General features: G+C 70.5%; 14 protein-coding genes. 10 read left to right on the forward strand and 4 right to left on the reverse strand.

Features of this window, described 5'->3' with window-relative positions; genetic code table 11:
- The first annotated feature begins 7 nt into the window (after nt 1-7).
- The 5 genes from D5S19_RS05185 (at nt 8) to D5S19_RS05205 (ending at nt 6,015) form a co-directional block, all read left to right on the forward strand.
- The gene (locus D5S19_RS05185) at nt 8-325 is read left to right on the forward strand and encodes a type VII secretion target (protein ID WP_120022177.1); all 318 of its coding nucleotides are present in this window, start codon (nt 8-10) and stop codon (nt 323-325) included.
- A complete protein-coding gene (locus tag D5S19_RS05190) occupies nt 325-3,480 on the forward strand; it encodes a WXG100 family type VII secretion target (RefSeq protein ID WP_199730357.1) in 3,156 nt (1,051 codons plus the stop codon). The genes D5S19_RS05185 and D5S19_RS05190 overlap by 1 nt, the downstream gene beginning before the upstream one ends.
- Before the next feature lie 7 nt (nt 3,481-3,487).
- Nucleotides 3,488-3,916, forward strand: a complete 429-nt coding sequence (locus tag D5S19_RS05195) for a hypothetical protein (protein ID WP_120022178.1) — start codon at nt 3,488-3,490, stop codon at nt 3,914-3,916.
- A 177-nt stretch (nt 3,917-4,093) separates the two neighbouring features.
- Nucleotides 4,094-5,422: a PepSY-associated TM helix domain-containing protein gene (locus D5S19_RS05200; protein ID WP_120022179.1), complete on the forward strand. Its 1,329-nt coding sequence runs from the start codon at nt 4,094-4,096 to the stop codon at nt 5,420-5,422.
- Nucleotides 5,419-6,015, forward strand: a complete 597-nt coding sequence (locus D5S19_RS05205) for a DUF5134 domain-containing protein (protein WP_120022180.1) — start codon at nt 5,419-5,421, stop codon at nt 6,013-6,015. Before D5S19_RS05200 ends, D5S19_RS05205 begins: the two co-directional genes overlap by 4 nt.
- A 15-nt stretch (nt 6,016-6,030) precedes the next feature.
- On the opposite strand, the gene D5S19_RS05210 is transcribed toward D5S19_RS05205, so the two are convergent.
- A complete protein-coding gene (locus D5S19_RS05210; protein ID WP_233573724.1) occupies nt 6,031-6,768 on the reverse strand; it encodes a zf-HC2 domain-containing protein in 738 nt (245 codons plus the stop codon).
- A gap of 107 nt (nt 6,769-6,875) precedes the next feature.
- Between D5S19_RS05210 and D5S19_RS05215 the strand changes: the two genes are divergently transcribed.
- Nucleotides 6,876-7,445 carry a sigma-70 family RNA polymerase sigma factor gene (locus D5S19_RS05215; protein WP_456061898.1) on the forward strand — a complete coding sequence of 190 codons (570 nt, stop codon included), beginning with the start codon at nt 6,876-6,878 and terminating at the stop codon, nt 7,443-7,445.
- A gap of 270 nt (nt 7,446-7,715) precedes the next feature.
- Here the strand turns inward: D5S19_RS05215 and D5S19_RS05220 are convergent, their stop codons facing one another.
- Nucleotides 7,716-8,528, reverse strand: a complete 813-nt coding sequence (locus tag D5S19_RS05220; protein WP_199730358.1) for a transcriptional regulator — start codon at nt 8,526-8,528, stop codon at nt 7,716-7,718.
- A 56-nt stretch (nt 8,529-8,584) separates the two neighbouring features.
- On the opposite strand from D5S19_RS05220, the gene D5S19_RS05225 reads away from it, so the two are divergent.
- On the forward strand, nt 8,585-9,670 hold the full coding sequence (locus D5S19_RS05225; protein WP_120022248.1) for an IS630 family transposase: 1,086 nt from the start codon (nt 8,585-8,587) through the stop codon (nt 9,668-9,670).
- On the opposite strand, the gene D5S19_RS05230 is transcribed toward D5S19_RS05225, so the two are convergent.
- The gene (locus D5S19_RS05230) at nt 9,659-9,970 is read right to left on the reverse strand and encodes a helix-turn-helix domain-containing protein (RefSeq protein ID WP_120022183.1); all 312 of its coding nucleotides are present in this window, start codon (nt 9,968-9,970) and stop codon (nt 9,659-9,661) included. The two genes, D5S19_RS05225 and D5S19_RS05230, sit on opposite strands and share 12 nt — an antisense overlap.
- 122 nt (nt 9,971-10,092) lie before the next feature.
- Here D5S19_RS05230 and D5S19_RS05235 point away from each other — a divergent pair, with 122 nt between their 5' ends.
- Entirely contained in the window at nt 10,093-10,347 is a 255-nt protein-coding gene (locus tag D5S19_RS05235) for a hypothetical protein (RefSeq protein ID WP_120022184.1), read from the forward strand.
- Between the two features lie 114 nt (nt 10,348-10,461).
- Nucleotides 10,462-11,028 (forward strand): transposase, encoded by a 567-nt coding sequence (locus D5S19_RS05240; RefSeq protein WP_120022185.1) that lies wholly within the window; start codon nt 10,462-10,464, stop codon nt 11,026-11,028.
- Between the two features lie 249 nt (nt 11,029-11,277).
- Here the strand turns inward: D5S19_RS05240 and D5S19_RS05250 are convergent, their stop codons facing one another.
- Complete coding sequence (locus D5S19_RS05250) at nt 11,278-12,084, reverse strand: SDR family NAD(P)-dependent oxidoreductase (protein ID WP_120022187.1); 807 nt, start codon at nt 12,082-12,084, stop codon at nt 11,278-11,280.
- Between the two features lie 1,276 nt (nt 12,085-13,360).
- On the opposite strand from D5S19_RS05250, the gene D5S19_RS05265 reads away from it, so the two are divergent.
- The gene (locus D5S19_RS05265; RefSeq protein ID WP_233573725.1) at nt 13,361-19,753 is read left to right on the forward strand and encodes a type I polyketide synthase; all 6,393 of its coding nucleotides are present in this window, start codon (nt 13,361-13,363) and stop codon (nt 19,751-19,753) included.
- Nucleotide 19,754: the final 1 nt, after the last annotated feature.

A 19,754-nucleotide genomic window follows, 5' to 3' on the forward strand; every position in this document is an offset into this window, starting at 1 on the left:
AGCGCAGATGAGCGGCAACGGGGGATACACCGCCTCCACCCAGGCGATGAGTGACGCGTCGAAGAAACTCACCCGGTACGCCCAGGATCTTCTCGACGGCAACCCGGACCTGGCCACGCCGGCCGTGGCGGAGAAGGACTTCGGGAACGCGCACACCGCGCACGCCAAGCAGTATCTCGACGGGGCCAGGAACCTCTCCGAAGCGGTCACCGGCTACCAGGCGAAGCTCGCCGAACTCGGCACGAGGCTCACCTCGGGCGCGAAGGCCTACGACGACAACGAATACGACCAGAGCGGCCGGATCGACCAGGCGGGGACCTTCTGATGGCGCAGCCTTCCTGGGAGGACATCCAGAAGGTCCTCGACGACCCCGCCGTCCCGCACGATCAGAAGAGCAAGCTGATGTCGGCGTGCATGTTCAACGGGATGACCATCCCGAAGGAGGACGCCGCCAAATACAGCCACGCCTATGTCTCCACCAAGGAGATCAACTACGCGTTCGGCCCGCCGTCGATCGAGGACACCTACAACGAGGCCAAACAGGCCGGCGATCAGGCGTCCTACAACGACGACGAGCACAAGAAGGCCGTCGACGAGGGCAAGAAAAAACTCGACGAGAAGAAGCCGCCCGCCCCCGACGACACCAGTGGCACGAAGACCTCCGACGAGCTGCTGGACACCGCCAAGCCCGCGCTGAAGCTGTTCGAGACCTTCGGTTCGCTGTTCAAGGATCTGCCCGACGATTGCAAGGGCAACACCACCGAACTGAAGATGGACGAGATCACCAAACGCTTCGACGAGCAGCGCGCGATCTCCTTCGAGCACTTCATGAAGGACGCCACGCACTTCAAGACCGGCGCGGACACCGTCGAGGAGGCCATCAAGGACACCGGCTCGACGCTGACCACGTTGATGCAGACCTGGAAGGGCGCGGCCGCCGACGCGGCGTGGGACCACTACAACGACGATCTGGTGCCCAAGGCGACCAAGCTGCAGCAGTCGCTCGGCAACGCCGCCGAGGCCACCAGGACCACCGCGTCCACGGTCTTCTCCCTGGTCCAGACCAAGGCGCGGCAGATCATCGAGCTGTACAACAAGAATCTGCTGGTGGCCTGCGCGGACTTCCCGATGGCCAAGCTGGTCGTGAAGGTGGCCAAGGGCAGCGACGTCAGCGACGACGATCTGGCCGCCATCGCGGGCTGGATGGACGCGAACTTCCACACGAACCTCTACCAGACGCTCAACGATCGCGGCTGCTGCGACAAGACGGACATGAAGAAGGAAGGCCAGAAGCTCGCCAAGCAGTGGATCCAGCAGCACTTCAACCCGGTGATGTGGGATCGGATCTATCAGCAGGGTTTCGTCAAGAGCTGCGACGATGCCAAGGAATTCACCGACAAGGCCTACGACGAGCTGGACAAGGTCCTGGGCAAGGTCAAGAACGAATTCGGCAAGGTGGGGGACCACGGCAGCTCGGGCGGGACGGGTGGTTCCGGTGGCGGTCACGGCGGTGGCGGTCGTGGGGGCGGCGGTTATGGCGGTGGCGGTCACGGCGGCGACCACGGCGGCCAGGGCGACCGGTACGACGGTCCCGGTGGTCCGAACGACCACGGCGGCGGTCAAGGCGGCGGTGTGCCGGACACGAATCTGCCCGGTGGGGGCACGGGTGGTGGTTCCGGCAGTGGCGGTACGGGTGGTGGTTCCGGTGGGGGCACCGGTGGTGGTGCGCCGCCGCCGGCTCCGCCGCCGGTTCCGGATATCGATCTGCCGCAAGGGAATCCGCCCGGTGGTTCCGGTGGCGGGTCCGGTCCCGGTGCCGGTGGGGGCGCGCCTCCGCCTGTGCCGGACACGAACCTGCCCGGCGGGGGTACCGGTGACGGCACCGGGGGCTCCGGTGGTGGTGCGCCGATTCCCCCGCCCGTGCCGGACACGAATCTGCCGCCGGGAGGCTCGCCGGGGGGCGGTACGGGTGGTGGCCCGCCGGTCCCGCCGCCGGTCCCGGACACGAATCTGCCCCCGGGCGACGACCCGGCCGGGCAGGGCGGCGACCATCCCGGCGACGGCAAGGACGGCGACGGCGACGGCGACGGCGACGGCAAGGACGGTGGCAAGCCGGGCGAGGACGGCGGTGGTGGTTCCAGCGGTGGCGACCCCACCGGCGAGCACGACGACGGCGAGGGCGGGGACGAAGATCAGGAGACGTTGAAGGTCGAGCAGAAGGGCAAGACCTTCGAGATGACCGAGCCCGGCGACGACGGGCGGATGGATATCAAGGTCGGCGACGGCGAGGGTGATCCGAAGGACTTCACCCTCGATTGGTCGTCCGGGGACGAGAACGGCTCCGGGGACGAGACCGGCGGCGCCCAGGATGGCGGCCACGGTGGCGGGGACGGCCCGGACGGCGGGCACACTTACCACCCCGGCCCGGACGGCAAGATCCACATCCAGGACGGCGACCTCAAGATCACCGCGGAACGCCCGGACGGTCCGGACGGCCCGACGAAGGTCACGGTCGACGACGGCAGCGGCACCCCGACCACCTACACCCTCGGCGAGCACCACTCGGCACACGACGGCTCCCACCCGGGAGACACCGGCCCGGCACACGACGGCTCTCCGAAGAACGACGAGCCCTCGGGACACGGCGAGCCCTCGAAGCACGAGTTCTCGAAACACGGCGAAACCGGCGGCCCGTCGCACGAGGGGATGCCGGGGGACACGTCTCCTTCGCCGATCGGCGGTGCGAGGGGTATCCCGGAGCCGGTGGACACCACGCCCTTGGCCGAAGATCTGCGGCCGTTCGACGGCACCCGGATGCCGGACCCGGCCGGTGATCCGTCGCCGGTGCATCCGGTGGAGCACGGCGTGCCCGCCGGTGGCACTGGGCCGGAGCACGGGCCGAGCCTTGGGGACACACCGCTGCAGCATGGATCTCCGGCCGGTGGCACCCTGCCGGAACACGGGTCTCCCCCCGGTGGCACCTTGCCGGGGCACGGGCCGAGTCTCGGGGATACGCCGCTGCAGCATGGATCTCCCGCCGGTGGCGCCCTGCCGGAACACGGGACTCCGCTCGGTGACACACCTTCGTCGGCCGGGCCGCACCATACCGGTGCGCCGGGCGTGGCGCCGACCGACACGCACTTCGCCGGTGCCCCGGCCGGACCCCAGCTGGGCACGCCGACGACGAGCGGCGGGCTGCCAGGTGTACCGGACAGCGGGACACCGGAGGCCGGCTCGCAGCAGCCCGGGGCCACCCCATCCGGGTCGCCCGGCCACCCGATGGGCGGCGGGATGCAGATGGGTGGCATGGGCGGCTCCGGCGGTGGAGGCGGTGGCGGTGGGGAGGACCACGACCGCAGCCGCACCTACCGGGTGGAGGGCAACGGCCTGTTCGAACCGAGCGTCGCCTCGGGCCGGCGGATCACCGGTTCGCTCGATGACGACGACGAGCTGTCCCCGGTCCACCGGGCGCGGAAGTGAGGACACAGTGGACGAACTCGAAGGCCTGAGGACCCGGCTGGATGCTCTCGTCCGGGAGCAGTCCGACCGCGCGACGCTGCGTGAACAGCACACCGACGAGGTCAAGGCGCAGGGGCTCGCGTTCATGACGAAGCAGGCCAAGGCCGCCGAACGCTACGTCATGTACCGCCGTGAGCTGGGCAAGCGCGAGGACGAGAAGGGCCGGGTACAGCCGGAGGAGGTGCGGGAGTTCGACTTCGAGCCCGAAGCGCACCAGGCCGAGAACGGTTCGCAGGGGCTGGACTTCGAATCCTCGCCTCCGTCCGGCCGTCGACCGGAGCCGGCTCCGCCCGTATCGCCGGTTCGCGCCGAGCGCCCCGCCCGGCGGGCCCGGATGAGTTCGGACGAGATGGACGACGAGGACGACGCCTTCATGAACAACCGCTGGCGAGGCTGACGCGGCGGCGAGGAACCGGGCCGCGCTGCCCGCTTCCTCGGAGGCGAGTGCGCACTGTCCTCTGTGGACACTTGGCGCCGAGGATCGCCCGCAGTGACCGCCGTCACGAAAGACCGGGGAACCGGTCACCCCCGCGCTCCGACTCCTGGAACGGCGGAGTCTGCGGGAGGAGCGCCTATGTCAGTGCCGACTTCAGAGCCGGCTGCTTCGAATCTCACCCCGGACCCGGAGCCACCCCGTGCGAACTGGGCGGCGATCCGGCCCTTGCTGCTGCGGCTGCACTTCTATGCGGGAGTGTTCGTCGGGCCGTTCTTGCTGATCGCGGCGGTGACCGGGATCGCCTACATCTGGACTCCGCAGGTGGAGCAGGCGGTCTACGCCCGCGAGCTGCACGTACCCGCGGCCGTCGGCGCGCTACCGCTCGACCGGCAGGTCTCGATCGCGCGCGCCGAGGTGCCGGACGGCAAGCTGGCCCGGGTACGCCCGGCGCCGTCCGAGACCGACACGACGCAGGTCGTCTTCAATCGGCCGGGGCTCGAACCGAGTTACTACTACACGGTGTTCGTCGATCCGCACACCGGCGAGGTGCGGGGTGCGCTGGAGACCTACGGATCCGGCCAGGCGCTGCCGATACGCGGGTGGATCGACACCCTGCATCGCAACCTCCAACTGGGCGATTTCGGCCGCCTGTATAGCGAATTGGCGGCGAGCTGGCTGTGGGTCGTGGTGCTCGCCGGGCTCGCGTTGTGGCTCGGCCGGCGCCGGTCGGTCCGGCGTGCGCGTGGACGGCGGCGGTTGCTGTCCTGGCACGGCACCGCCGGGCTGTGGACCGCGGCCGCGCTGCTGTTCCTGTCCGCCACCGGACTCACCTGGTCGCTGCACGCGGGGGCGAACATCACCGACCTGCGGTCCGCGTGGGACTGGACCACCCCGTCGGTGACCGCGAGCGCGCCGGCCACTCCGGGCGACGTCGGGTGGCAGTCGGTGCGGGAGGCCACGGCGCGCGCGGGGCTGTCCGACCCGGTGCAGATCACTCCGCCGGCCAAACCCGGCGGGAACTACGTCGTGGCGCAGGTCGGGCGGAGCTGGCCGGAGAAACAGGACTCGATGACCGTCGACCCGGGCACCGGGCAGGTCACCGGGACGCTGCGGTTCGCCGATTATCCGCTCGCCGCGAAGCTGAGCCGGTGGGGCATCGACGCGCACATGGGCCTGTTGTTCGGAGTGGCCAACCAGATCGTGCTCACGGTGGTCGGGATCGCGCTGATCTGCCTGGTGGTCTGGGGATACCGGATGTGGTGGCTGCGGAGGCCTGTTCGAGACGGCGCGGGGTTGCCCCGCCCACCGGCGCGCGGGGCCTGGCGGCGGATACCCGGCCGCGTGCTGGCGCCGGTGCTGCTCGTGCTGGCGGTGCTGGGGTGGTTCCTGCCGGTGTTCGGGGTTTCGCTGCTCGCCTTCCTCGCCGTGGACGTGCTGCTGGGCCTGCGACGGGAGGTGACCCGGTGATCACGGACCCCGGATTGCGCTGGATCCTCACGCTCGTTTTCGCCATGGCTGCGGCATTCTGCCTGTACCGCTGCGTGCGCCGGGCACAGTTCACCGGCTCGGTTTCGGAAGTACTGCACACGCTGATGTGTGCGGGCATGGTCAGCATGGCGTGGCCGGCGACGATGAGTTTCGCGCGGCTGCCGCAGATCATTCTCTTCGCCGCGGCGGCGGTGTGGTTCGCGGTGACCGCTCGTGGGCACGGCTGGTTCGCCTGGACGCATCACACGCTGATGATGGCCGGTATGGCGTGGATGGTCTTCGCGATGCCACTGGCCATGTCAGGGATGACCATGACGATGACCGGCGGTGAGCACGCCGCGATGGGCCACGCTGGTATGGACCACGCCAGAATGGCCACGAACGGGCCTGCGCACGTGGTGATCGTCGCGGTCGTGCTGACGGTGGTCTTCGTGGTGGCCGGGCTGGTCTGGCTTTCTCGCGCGATCGATGCGGCCCGGGGTGAGCGGCGGCCCGGGCAGCGCACGACCGGCCTCGCGATGGAAGGCGTGATGAGCCTCGGGATGGGCGTGATGACGCTCGCGATGATCTGACCGCGCGGCGCCGGGTCAAGCGGCCCGGCGCCGTCCGGTGGGCCGTTGCGCCGTACGCCCGCGCTTTCCGTGCGGGCGGGCCAGCGCGAGCGCACCTCGTTGCTGCGCCGAGGTTTCCTCGCCGGTGTCCACCGCGTCGGTGAGATCCGGACCTGGCTGGTGGTGCGCGCGATGCTGGCGGTGCACGGCGAACAGCAGCACCAGCCCGAGCACCAGGAAGGTGTGGGACAGCACCCTCGCGGCGGTGACGCGATCACCGATCAGGTCACCCGTCGTGAGCACGGCCAGCACGACGACGAACCCGGTGATCATCGGCAACAGCCCGGAGGCGGCCCGCGTGCGCAGCGCCGCCCACAGCAGGCCGACGCCGACCGCCAGGTTCCACGCCGCGCTCTCGTTGAGCAGGTGCCCTTCCATGACCCCGCCGTGCGCGTCGTGCATGCCGGTGTCCATGCCCAGCAGTTGCGCGAAGGCCAGCCCGCACTGCACCAGCCCGACCAGCGCGAGTGCGACCCGCAGCCCCCACTTCTCCCGCGGCGGGGGTGGGGTCTCCGCCATGATCCGCGCGGTCAGATCGGGGACCGCGGGCGCGGCGCGCACCAGCATCGACCGGCGGAGCGAGGCGCTGCGCTCGTACCAGCTCCGGCACGCGCCGCAGGTTTCGAGGTGCGCGTCGACCTCGTCCTCGGGCACCGGCCCGGCCTCGCCGTCCAGCCGTGCCGAAAGGGCTTCACGGAAGATTTCACAGCTCACGTCCTCCGTAGTCGCCGGTACCCCGGCGCGAGTTCCCGGTGTCCGGGAACTTTCTCGCCGCGCGCCCGGGAACTGCCGGTGATCCGCCATGTACTAGCGTGATGCGGGTGTCCATCGGCCGTGGCAGCGACGACGAGCGGATCACCGCGCTCGCACTCGCCGGTGGCCGCGGGGATCGGGCCGCGCTGGAACGCTGGGTCCGCGAGACCCAGGCGGACGTGTGGCGGTTCCTCGCCCACCGCACCAGCCCGGCCGAGGCCGACGACCTGACCCAGGAGACGTACCTGCGGGCGTTCGGCTCTCTGCCCCGGTTCGCCGCTCGGTCCTCGTCACGGACCTGGCTGCTGTCGATCGCCCGGCGGGTGGTCGTGGACCGGATCCGCGCGCGCTCCGCGCGGCCGCGCGAATCGGCCACCGCGGACTGGCAGCACGCCGCCGAGGAGCAGTCGGCGCGCAGCCGGGCGGCGGGGTTCGAGGACCTGATCGAACTCGGCCTGCTGCTGGCCGGGCTCGACGAGGACCGGCGGGAAGCGCTGGTGCTGACGCAATTCCTCGGCCTGTCCTACGCCGAGGCCGCCGAAGTGTGCGGCTGCCCGGTCGGCACGGTCCGCTCGCGGGTCTCCCGCGCGCGCGAAGATCTGCTGCGCGCGCAGGAGGAAACCGACAGCGCGATGTGAACGGCCCAGGTCGGCACGCTGGTCGTCACCGCAGAAGCCGGAACATCCCGGCCCGCATGATCGTGCATGCCAGGTGTATAACGCCCTATACCGTGCCTGGTTTCGCGACCTGGTGTTTCACTGGTCGATTTACCACCCTAGCAGCACAACCTCGTGACAGCCGTAGCTCACGAGTGGGGTGTTTTCCCTCATTTCCCCGGCAGTACTCGGCCCGTAGGGTGCGGTCGTGACGGAGCTGGCCGCGCCTGCGCGAAGGGCCGGCGACCTTGGTCAGGGGCGTGCCCCGCCGACGAGCCGGGCCACCTGATCGACCCGCACGGCCAACCGGGTCGAGTTCACCCCGTCGCCGGTTTTGCGGGCGGCCCGGAGCGCGGCGCGGGCGGCGTCGAGGTCGCCGGAGCGGGCGTAGGCTTCGGCGATCCACGTGCGGTAAAGCGCTACCTCACGGGCGTGTTCGGGGGTGTAGGCGGCCACCGCGCCGGAGATGAGAGGTTCGGAGCGGGCGGGCTCGCCTAGCTCGATCAGGCAGCGACCGGCCATCACGTCGATTTCCTTGCGGTCGAGCCAATAAACCCACTCCGGTTCTTCGACACCCGGGGAGCGGGCTTCGTAGGCGTCGTCTACCGCGTCGAGCGCGCGCCGCGTGCCGTCGGCGTCGCGGGAGCGTGCGCTTGCCCATGCCACGCGTTCGAGCAGGAGCGCCCGCACGACCGGGGTGGAACCGTTGGCGCCCTTGACGGCGGAGCGGGCGAGTAGCCCGGCGTCGGCGGGGTCGCCAACGTTGGCCATCTGGTAGCTCAGGCTCGATAACAGTTGCCCGGCGAGAGCCCGGTTACCAGCATCCTGCGCGGCCGACACACCCGACAGGTAGACCTGTCGGGCTTCGGTGTACTGCCCCGCGTCGCTGGCAACCCACCCGGCGAGTTGGGCCAGTTCTCCCACCACGGTGAGCAGGCGTCGCCCGGTGTCCTCGGTGTAGCTGGACTCGTTGACCAAGTGTTCCGCGTCGGTCAGTTCGCGTCGCACGAGGGGAACGAGGTCACCCCCGCCGATCACGTCGTCAAGGTGGCGTAGCTCGATCACGCGACGCTCTAGTGTCGTGAGTCAGTAATTCGTTGCTAGTCGTGTAGGCTGTGGCGATGCCGAGTCCGAAATCGGAGCCTGTGGTCCTGACTGACGAGGAAGTCAGTGTCTTGAATGGGTGGTCGCGTCGGAGGAAGACTGCGCAGGCGTTGGCGTTGCGTTCGCGGATCGTGTTGCGGTGCGCGGAGGGTGGCACGATTGGAGAGGTCGCGCAGGACATCGGGGTGTCGCGGAACATGGTGTCCAAGTGGCGATCGCGGTTTCTGTCTCGTCGGCTGGAGGGTTTGTCGGATGAGCCTCGGCCGGGGCGGCCGCGGGTGATTACCGACGACCAGGTCGAGAAGGTGATCACCAAGACGCTGGAGGAGTCGCCGGGGCAGGATACGCACTGGTCGACCCGGTCGATGGCGTCGGCTGCGGGGATGTCGCAGTCGGCGGTGTCGCGGATCTGGCGGGCGTTCGGGCTGAAGCCGCACGTGATCGAAACGTGGAAGCTCTCGACTGACCCGCAGTTCATCGAGAAGGTTCGCGATGTCGTTGGCCTGTATATGAATCCGCCAGAAAATGCTGTGGTGCTCGCGGTCGGCGAGAAGTCTCAGATGCAGGCGATCGACCGGACGGCCCCGATTCTGCCGATCATGCCGACGACACCGGCACGGATGACCCACGACTACGTTCGCCACGGCACCACCAGCTTGTTCGCCGCGTTCGACATCGGGAGCGGCTCGGTGATCGCGCAGCACTACCGCCGGCACCGCCACCAGGAGTTCCTGCGGTTCCTCAAGCTCATCGATGCCGCAGTGCCGAAGGAACTGGACCTGCATCTGGTGCTGGACAACTACGCCACCCACAAGACCCCGAAGGTGAAAGAGTGGCTGATCCGCCATCCCCGGTTCCACGTGCACTTCACCCCGACCAGCAGTTCCTGGCTCAACCTGGTGGAACGCTGGTTCGCCGAGCTGACCAACCGCAAACTCCGCCGCTCCGCGCACCGCAGCGTTACCGAACTCGAAGCCGACGTCCGCAAGTGGATCAACGAATGGAACAAGGAACCGAAACCGTTCGTCTGGACCAAACCAGCCGACCAGATCCTCGACACCCTCGCAGCTTACTGCCAACGAATTAACGACTCACGACACTAGCTCGCTCGCGAGACTGGGACCGACGCGGCGCCCGGCCGCCGCGTGACGCTGAGCCGGGGTGTCGGCGACCAGCCACTCATGCGCGACCCGCAGCGGGTCATCCAGCCGGCCGTACAGCGTGGCTACCGAGACGTTCAGGGCGCGCGAGTACGCGACCACGTGTTCGGGCTTGATGGTGCGTTTGCCGGTCTCCAGGAGGCCGAGCAGGGGCTTGCTGTAGTGGGTGCGGGCGGCTATCGCCGCGAGACTCACCCCGGCATCGTCGCGGGCTTTCCGGAGCCGCGCTCCTAGGTCATCCACCGGCCACCCCCTGCGAGCGAATCATTGTAGACGAAGGTAGACGGCAAACCCCTGTTCATCGCGCCTGCCCTTCCCGATGGTGGTTCCGTGATCCAACAAGGAGCGGAAAGGGACGGTCAGCGGTGACGGCAGACGAGCAGGCGCGGCACACGGTGGCGCTCTCGCGCCTGGTGCTGTGCGGGTGGGAGGGAACACCGATCGGTGACCCGAACAACCCGGCGGCGTTGGTCTACGTCCGCGAGCGCGGCGCCGTCTCGGACGCCGTGTGCGTCCAGTCCTACGACGACGCGGTAGCCACGCGTGAAGTTCGCGGCACCACGACCCGCGCGGTTAACGGCACCGTGGCCGACGTGGTGCACGAGGTCTTGTCATGGTGACCCGGCGCGACGATGAGCGCATCACGGTTGAGATCACGCAACAATCCTATTCGCGGTCGGTGATCTACCGGGGGCAGCTTCCCGCGTTGATCATCGGCGACGGCGCCGACGAGCTTGTGTTACTGGCCGGACCCAAATTCCAGGTTTCACGTCATCCAGTGGGCCACGAACGCCGTCGACAAGGTACGCCGCGGACTATGGAACACCCTGCGAGAAAACGGAAACACCGGCCAGGCCAGCGATGTCAACCGAACCCGCTGGGCCGTTCTCAAGAACCCCGAGGACCTCACCGGCGAACAGCGCACCACGCTCGCGGCTATCGCGAAGACCAACAACCGGCTCTACCGCGCCTACCTGCTCAAGGAGCAGCTCCGCGCTGTATTCGCCGCACGCGGCAAAACCGGACGGGCACTGCTCGCCGGATGGCTCACCTGGGCCGCACGCTGCCGCATACCCGAATTCGTCAAGCTGGCCAAGGCCATCCGACGCTATCGGTCGCTCATCCGCAACACCCTCGACCACGGACTATCCAACGCCCGCAGCGAATCCACCAACACGCACCTCAGGGTCCTCACCCGACGGGCCTATGGATTCCGCTCACCACAAGCACTCATCACCATGGCCATGCTCACCCGAAGCCGCCTCTGCCCACCACTACCCGCACGATCCACAAAGGACTGACACCAAACTCACCCACACCTACGGCAGTAGATCCTGATTTGGACCCGCGGTGGGCTCGTGGTTGCGCCGGCTCGTCGCAGCCGCCTTGACGCCGAAGCGGGTGGAGATGCTCGCCGTCGATCAGTGCGGAATCGGGGTCGCGATATCGGTAGGCGGTGCCGAACCGTGGTGAGCCCAGGGATTCCGAACCACGTCCGCCTCCCGCGACCGGATGGCCCGCACGACCTACGACGAAACGGGCCGGTCCGATCACACTCCGGAGAGGGTTTTCTCGGTGATCCGCCGCATCAGTGCCACGGTCGTCCGAGCTGGCAGGCGCTGGGTCATACCGACGAACAGCGAGTAGCGGCAGCCGTCGACCACCGAGAACTTGCGCGAGCCCAGCGCGCGGAAAGCAGTGGTGACAACGTGCTCCGGCTGCCGCAGGCCGCAGAATTTCGCCACTACGCCCAGGATTTCTTCGGACCGCTGCCCGGTGACGGTCACGCCCGGGTGCACCGCCAGTACCCGGACACCCGAGCCGGCGATCTCCTCACCGACTGCCTGGGTGAATGATTGCACCATCGCCTTGCTCGCGGCATAGGCGGCCTCGTACGGCATGGGCTGGAATGCGGCAGCGCTTCCGACGTTCACGATCACTCCGCGACCACGGGAGACCATGCCCGGCAGGAAGCGAATCATGCTGTCCACCACAGCGTGCGAGTTCAGATTCATCATCGCCGCGATGGCCGCCGGATCGGCCTTCACCGCCGGCCCGACCGCTCCGCTGCCCGCGTTGTTCACGAGGAAGCCGACCTCGATCCCGTGCTCGACGGTCCGCTCGAACAGGGCTCGTGGCGCGTCGGTCTCGGACAGGTCCAGCTTCTCCGTCCGCACCCGGACTCCGTGGGTCGAGCGCAGGAACGAGGCGAGAGCCTCCAGTTTGTCGCCTGATCGCGCCACGATCACGAGGTCCGCCCCGCGCTGGGCGAGTCTGCGGGCGAACTCGGAGCCAATCCCGCCCGATGCGCCGGTAACCAGGGCGGTAGTGCCGGACAGGCGAGCCAGGTTGTGCATGATTCTCCTTGTGCTCAAGGGAAAAAGCTTGATTTGATCAAGCTAGCCTCGTAACCGGGCGCGCTCGGCCATTTGGCCGGAAATGAGAAGTTTGCTTGATCGGCCCTCTCACAACGCCGCCGGTCCCGCCGCTGGAGCGCCTCCCGGAGCGGCCTCCGGCCCGCCTGCCGTGGACCTGCGTGCCGACGCCCGCCGCAATCGCGAACGCCTCCTGAAGGCCGCGCGCGAGGTGTTCGCGGCCCACGGCGTCGGCGCTATCAGGCGGTCGCCCGCCGGGCCGGCGTTGGCGTGGCCACCCTTACCGCCGCTTCCCGGCCCGTTCCGCGCTCATCGCCGCCGCCTTCGATGATCGGCTGGTCGTGTGCACGACCGCCCTCGACGACGCATTGGCCGACCCCGGCCCGGGGCACGGCCTGTTCGGCATCCTGAAGACGGGCTGCGCCATTCGGGTCACCGACCTTTCGACATGGTGTTCATGACCGGCCTCCCCGAGGTGGTGGACTACGGCGGTAAGCGCACCCGTGCGGAGGAGGGCCTGTCCACCTTGATCCGGCGCGCCCGCGACGCCGGGCAACTCCGCGATGAACTTCAACCCGCTGACCTCCCCTCCTCCTGCGGCCCTGAGGGGCTTGGCCTATCAGCCGCCCGAAACCGCCCTGCCCGCCGCCCGCCCCCTCCTCGCCTACCTCTTCCAGTCCTTCCAGGCTCACCGGCCGTCCCGCCCCGCCCGCTCCCGCCCGCCCCACCGGTGGACCTGACCGGACCGCGCCGGCCACTGTGGTGGCGAGATGACCGTCGGCTCACACCCGCACTGGCCGAGTTGTCCGCGTCGCACGCCATGGTCTCCATCGAGGTGATCATGACCATGTCCCGGACCCTCGGCCCGTACCACAGACCGGTGACTTCAGTATTCCGACGCTGTCTGAGGTTTTGCCCGGTGATCCGTGCTCCCTGTGTGTGCTCATTTACCCAGTCCGTGGGACGCGGCCCCGCGTTGCGAATGCGGTCCGTCCGTGCTCGTGATAGTCGTGTTCCCGGCGGAGTAACCGGGAACGCATCGTGGCGGTCCGGCTCCGCCGGTTTTCGCGCGCGCAGGATGCGCCGAATTCACCGGAATTGATGAAGTGTGACCGGCCATATTTCACCCGCTGGACGGATATTCACTTCTCGAACCCGGGAAAAGTTGATCCGCGCCATTCACTGGGCTAACTTGCGGAGCCGGTTTTAGCCCGATCGGGGACATCCCCGGTGTACTCGAGACGGAAACGGAGGACCGGTGGGGACTTCATCGGGGACGGCGCGGGAGGAGCGCGCGCTGGTGCTCGGGCTCAGCCCGGCCGGGGCGCCGGACGCGCGGCTGGTCGCGGCGGTGGCCCGCGGCGGCGGGCTCGGCGTGCTCGACCTCGGCAGCGGCGACGCGCAGGCCCGGCGGGCGCTCGATCTGGCCGCGGCGTGGGCCCCGGGCGGCTTCGGGGTCCGGGTCGGCCCGGGCTGCCGGCTCGGCCCGGCCGATCTGCCTGCGGCGGTGGACACCGTGGTGCTCGCTCGCGGCGCGACGTGGTCCGGGCTCACCGCGTACCGTGTGCTCGCCGAAGTGACCAGTCTCTTGGAAGCCCGCGCGGCGGCCGGATACGACGGTGTGCTCGCCCGCGGACACGAGTCCGAGCTGAGTTCTTTCGTGTTGCTGCAACAGCTTGTGGCGCTGTCCGGCGCCCCGGTCTGGCTGGCCGGCGGGCTCGGTCCGCGCACCGCCGCGGCGGCGGTCGCGGCCGGGGCGAGCGGGGTGGTGCTCGACCGCGAGCTGCCCCTTCTGTCCGAAGTGGACATTCCGAGTGCGCCGGACGAGCTGCTGGCACCGTTGTTCGCGGAGCGGTTCGGGCAAGTCGATCGCGCGGTCCGCGCGGTGCGCGAAGCGATCCTCGCGGTCCCGGCCACGGCGCCCGCGCCGCTGGGCGCGGAATCCCCGCTGGCCAGGGCGACCGGGGTGGCGCTGCCGATCGCGCAGGGGCCGATGACGCGGGTGAGCGACCGGGCCGGGTTCGCCGCGGCCGTGGCGGAAGAGGGCGCGCTGCCGTTCGTGGCGCTCGCGCTGGCGGACGCCGAGCAGACCAGGGCGTTGCTGGAGGACACCCGGCGCGCGATCCCGGATCGCCCGTGGGGGGCGGGCATTCTCGGCTTCGCCCCGGAAGATGTGCGCGCCGCGCAGCTCGCGGTGATTCACGAGGTCAAGCCGGCGTGCGTGATCGTGGCGGGTGGCCGTCCCGCGCAGGCGGCGGCGTTGGAGGCGGAGGGCATCCAGGCGTTCCTGCATGTCCCTTCTCCCGTGCTGCTGAGGCAGTTCCTCGAATCCGGGGCGCGCAGGTTCGTGTTCGAGGGCGCCGAATGCGGCGGGCACGTCGGCCCGGCCGAGAGTTTCCCGTTGTGGGAAGCGCAGATCGACGTGCTGCTCGCCCATCTGGCGGACCATCCGGGCGACCAGGTGCACGTCTACTTCGCCGGTGGAGTGCACGACGCGAGGTCCGCGGCGGCGGTCGCGGTGGCCGCGGCGCCGCTGGCCGAACGCGGCGCCGGGGTCGGCGTGCTGATGGGCAGCGCATACCTGTTCACCTGCGAAGCGGTCGAACAGGGCGCAGTGCTCCCGGCGTTCCAGCGTCAGGTGCTCGAAGCCGAGGGGACGGAGCTGCTGGAGACCGCGCCCGGCCACGCCACCCGGTGCGTGGCCAGCCCGTTCGTCACCGAGTTCCGCGAGTTGCGCGAGACGCTGCGCGCCGGTGGCCTGCCCGAGCGCGAGGTGTGGGAAGAACTCGAACAGGCCAACGTCGGCCGCCTGAGGATCGCGAGCAAGGGCGTGCGCCGCGAAGGTGCGCGACTGGTCGAAGTGGACGAAGCCGCGCAGGTCGAAGCCGGGCTGTACATGGCCGGGCAGGTGGCCGTGTTGCGTTCGTCGGTCGGCACGGTCGGCGCGCTGCACTGGTCGGTGACAGATGGGGCGAAGGACTTCCACGAGCGGCGTGCCGCCCAGCTGCGGTGCCGGTTCGGCCTGCCCGCACCGCCGAGCGCCGAGGCGCCGCCCCCGCTGGACGTGGCGATCGTCGGGATGTCCGCGATGTTCCCGCAGGCACCGGATCTGGCCGCGTTCTGGGCCGGGATTCTCGCCGGGACGGACGCGGTGACCGAGGTGCCCGCGCGCCGCTGGGCACCGGAGATCTACCACGGCGAGGGGCCGGGCCGGACGCCGTCGAAGTGGGGCGGATTCCTGCCGGAGATCCCGTTCGACCCGCTGGCCTACGGGATTCCGCCGTCGTCGCTGGCCGCGATCGAGCCGGTGCAGCTGCTCGCGCTCGCCGCGGCCGACCAGGCGCTGCAGGACGCGGCGCTGGGCGCGTTCGACCGCGCTCGCACCAGCGTCGTGTTCGGTGCGGAAGCGGGCAGTGACCTGTCCAACGCGACCGTGCTGCGCACCGTGTTGCCCAGCTACCTGGGGCAGATCCCGGAGGAACTCGGCGAGCAGCTGCCGCGGATCACCGAGGACTCGTTCCCGGGCATGCTGGCCAACGTGATCGCCGGGCGGATCGCCAACCGGCTGGATCTCGGCGGCGCGAACTACACCGTGGACGCGGCCTGCGCCTCGTCGCTGGCGGCGGTCGACGTGGCGTGCAAGGAACTCGTCAACGGCACCAGCGACGTGGTCCTCTGCGGCGGCGCGGACCTGCACAACGGGATCAACGACTACCTGATGTTCTCGTCCGTGCAGGCGCTTTCCCCGACCGGACGCTGCCGCACGTTCGACAGCTCGGCGGACGGGATCGCGCTCGGCGAGGGCGTGGCCTGCGTGGTGCTGAAGCGGCTGGCCGACGCCGAACGCGACGGCGACCGGGTCTACGCGGTGATCAAGGGCGTGGGCAGCGCCAGCGACGGCCGCTCGCTCGGCCTGACCGCGCCGCGGCCGGAAGGCCAGCGCTCGGCGCTGGAACGGGCCTACCGCAACGCGCGGCTCTCCCCGGCCTCGGTCGGGCTGATCGAGGCGCACGGTACCGGCACCGTGGTCGGCGACCGCACCGAGCTGACCACGCTCAGCGCGGTGTTCACCGAGGCGGGCGCGGAACCCGGCGGCTGCGCGATCGGTTCGGTCAAATCGCAGATCGGGCACACCAAGTGCGCGGCCGGGCTCGCCGGACTGATCAAGACCGCGCTCGCCCTGCACACCGGGACCTTGCCGCCGACCCTGCACGTACGGTCGCCGAACCCGGGTTGGGGAGAGGACAGCCCGTTCGCCTTCCGGGACCAGGCGCGCCCGTGGGCGGCCGCGCCCGCCGACCGGGTGGCCGGGGTGAGCGCGTTCGGCTTCGGTGGGACGAACTTCCATGTCGTGCTCACCGCGGGCGCCCGCGGTCCGGCGCCCCGGCACGCGGCCGACGAATGGCCTGCCGAGCTGCTCCTGTTCCCAGATTTGCGGGTGGAGTGGCTGCAGGAGCTGATCCGGTCGGGTCCGGTGCGGCTGCGGGACCTCGCCGCGACCGCGGCCCAGCGCGCGACCCGGCGGGGCGGTCCGGTGCGGGCGGCGCTGGTTGCGTCCACTGTGGACGAACTGGGCGGGCTGCTGCCGCGGCTGGCGGCCGGGGAGCACGATCCGCAGGCCGGGCTGTTCCAGGCCGATGCCGTGGTGCCGGGCAAGCTGGCGCTGCTGTTCCCGGGCCAGGGCAGTCAGCGGCCGGGCATGCTCGCCGAACTATTTGTCGCCTTCCCGGAGCTGCAGCACTTTCTGCGGCTGCCTGGGGCGCCGGCGGCGGAGCTGTTCCCGCCCGCCGCATTCGGCGCGGAGGCCGAGCAGGAGCGGCGGCTGCGGGACACGAGGGTGGCGCAGCCCGCCCTCGGGGTGACCGGGCTGGCCGTGCACCACCTGCTGACCCGGCTTGGTGTACTGCCGGATCTGCTGGGCGGGCACTCCTACGGCGAGCTGGTTGCGTTGTACGCGGCGGGTTCTTTCGACGCGGCCACGCTGCTGAGCCTTTCCCGCGCGCGTGCGGAAGCGATTCTCGACGTGGCCGGTGCCTATCCGGGCACGATGGCCGCGGTCGCTGCCTCCCCGGACGAGGTGCGTGCCGCGCTCGGCGATCTCGATGTGGTGATCGCGAACCACAACGCGCCGCGGCAGGTGGTGATCTCCGGCCCGGAACCCGCGGTGGACCATGCGTGTGCGATCCTGCGGGGAGGCGGGATAAGCGCACAGCGGATCCCGGTCGCGTGCGCGTTCCACAGCCCGGTGCTGCACGGCGCCGGGCGGCGGTTCGCCTCGGCGCTGGCCGGGGCCGAGGTGCGCGCGCCGGAGCTGCCGGTCTTCGCGAACCGGACCGCGCGGGAGTATTCCGGTGCGGTCCGGGCGGAACTGGCGGCACAGCTCGAGGCGCCGGTCGCGTTCGTTGCGCAGATCGAGGCGATGTACGAGGCCGGGGCGAGGGTGTTCGGTGAGGCCGGTCCGGGGCGAGTACTGTCCCGTCTGGTCGGTGCGATCCTCGGTGACCGTCCACATACGACGGTCGCCTGCGACGGCGGGCTGCGCGGCTTCCTCGGTGCGGTGGCGACGCTGGCCGTGTCCGGCACCCCGCTCGACGCGGGCTGGCTTTTCCGGGGCCGGGACGTGCGGGACGCGGCGAAGGAGCCGCCGAAGAGTCCGAAGTGGACTGTGGACGGGCAGGCCGTGCGCGCTGCGGACGGGAGGCCGCCGGCGGGCGGGCTGGTCCCGGCACGGCGGATCGAAGCGTTGACCACGGGTGAAAGGCAGGCGGCGCCGATGGGCGAACGGGAAGACCTGATCCGCGAGTTCCTGCGGACGAGCCGGGAGCAGGTCGCCGCGCAACGGGACGTGCTGCTGAGCTATCTCGGCGCGCCGGCCTCGGCCGCGCTGCCCGCGCCCGTCGTGGTGGAGCATGCTGTCCCCGCCGTGGAACCGGAGCCGGAGCCGGAACCGGTGGCGGACGTGCTGGGCGTGGTGGTCTCGGTGGTCGCCGACCGGACCGGGTATCCGGCGGACATGGTGGAGCCGGAGCTGGATCTGGAAGCGGATCTGAGCGTGGACTCCATCAAGCGGACGGAGATCGCCGGGGAACTGGTGCGGCGCCTGGCGGTCCCCGCGGGTGCGGATGTGGAAGATCTGTCGGCGTTGCGCTCGGTGGGGGCGATGGCGGAGTGGTTCGGCGGTGCGGAGGAGCCGCCCGCCGCAGTCACCGACGTCGCACCGCCGGAGCCGGAGCCGGTCGTGGATACGCCGCGCGGGACCGCGCCACGGCGGTACGTGCTGGAGCCGGTTCCGTTGTCCGGCGCCGGAATCGTCGTAGGGGAGCACGAGCTGGACGGGATGACCGTCGCCCTGTCCGGTGGCGACGCGAAGCTGCACGCTGCGCTCGGCGCAGCGCTCGCCCGGCACGGCGCGAAGGTCGCGGCCAGTGGCGCGGACACCGTCGTCCACCTCGAACCGCTCGCCGACACCGACGCGACGTTGCCGGACCTGATCCCGAGCCTGCGCGAAGACCTGTCGCGGGCACCCCAGCGGCTGTTCGTTCTCACGCGGCCGGGCACGACGGCGTTCGCCGGGCTGCGCGGGCTGTTCCGGTCGCTCGCGCGGGAATACCCGGACACCGACCTGCGGGCCGTCGAGCTGGACGGGCCGGTCGAGCTGCTGGTCCGCGAGCTGGCCGTGAGCGGGGCGCCGGTGGTGCGGGTCTCGACCGGTGCGCGCGCCGAACCGCGGCTCGTGCCCGCGCCGCTCGCGGCGACCGGCGCCGGGCAGACCGGTGACGGCGCGTCCGAAGCCTCCGCACTCGGGCTGGGCCCCGATGCGGTGGTGCTGCTCGTCGGTGGCGGGCGGGGGATCACGGCGCACGCGGCACAGGCGTTCGCCGCCGGTGGCTGCGCGATCGAGCTGGTCGGGCGGACTCCGTTACCGTCCGGCCCGGAGGATCCGGCCGTCCAGGCCGCGGCCGCCCTGCCCGCGCTCCGGCGCGTGCTGGCCGGGCAGGGCGTGGGCGGGCCGGCCGAGGTGGCCCGCGCGGCGCGTCTCGTGCTGGCGCAACGGGAGGTCACCGCGACGCTGGACGCGTTGCGGGACAAGGCGTCCAGTGTGCGCTACCACGCCGCCGACGTGCGCGACAGTGAGGCGCTGCACCAGGTGGTGAAGGAGATCCACGCCGAGCACGGCCGGCTGGACGGCGTCGTCTACGCTGCGGGCGTGATCGAGGACCGGCTGTTCGCGGAGAAGGCCCCCGAGTCGTTCCGCCGCGTCTACAGCACCAAAGTGGACGGTGCGCAGGCGCTGCTGGCCGCGCTGGACACGGTGCCGCAGCCGCCCGGGTTCGTCGTCCTGTTCGGCAGCATCGCCGGGGCGCTGGGCAACCGCGGGCAGACCGACTACGCTGCGGCCAACGACGCGCTGGAGACGCTTGGCGCCGCCTGGGCGCAGCGGAGCGGGCAGCGGGCGCTGACCGTCCACTGGGGACCGTGGGCGCCGGACGCCACGCACGGCGGCATGGTCTCGCACGAACTGGCGCGCAGCTACGCCGGGCGCGGGATCGAGCTGATCGACCCGGAGGAGGGCACTGCCGCGCTGCTGCGGGAGCTGGCCTGGGGCGACCCGGCGCTGACCGCCGTCGTGCACACCGCCTCCGGCTGGTGAG

The sequence above is a fragment of the Amycolatopsis panacis genome (genome assembly GCF_003600245.1).
Classification (GTDB): domain Bacteria; phylum Actinomycetota; class Actinomycetes; order Mycobacteriales; family Pseudonocardiaceae; genus Amycolatopsis; species Amycolatopsis sulphurea.

Bases quoted from the DNA above. Each gene is read 5' to 3' on its own strand.
- D5S19_RS05190 (WP_199730357.1), top strand. From the start codon at position 325: ATGGCGCAGCCTTCCTGGGAGGACATCCAGAAGGTCCTCGACGACCCC.
- D5S19_RS05225 (WP_120022248.1), top strand. From the start codon at position 8,585: ATGCCGAGTCCGAAATCGGAGCCTGTGGTCCTGACTGACGAGGAAGTC.
- D5S19_RS05185 (WP_120022177.1), top strand. From the start codon at position 8: ATGAGCGGCAACGGGGGATACACCGCCTCCACCCAGGCGATGAGTGAC.
- D5S19_RS05200 (WP_120022179.1), top strand. From the start codon at position 4,094: ATGTCAGTGCCGACTTCAGAGCCGGCTGCTTCGAATCTCACCCCGGAC.
- D5S19_RS05250 (WP_120022187.1), bottom strand. From the start codon at position 12,084: ATGCACAACCTGGCTCGCCTGTCCGGCACTACCGCCCTGGTTACCGGC.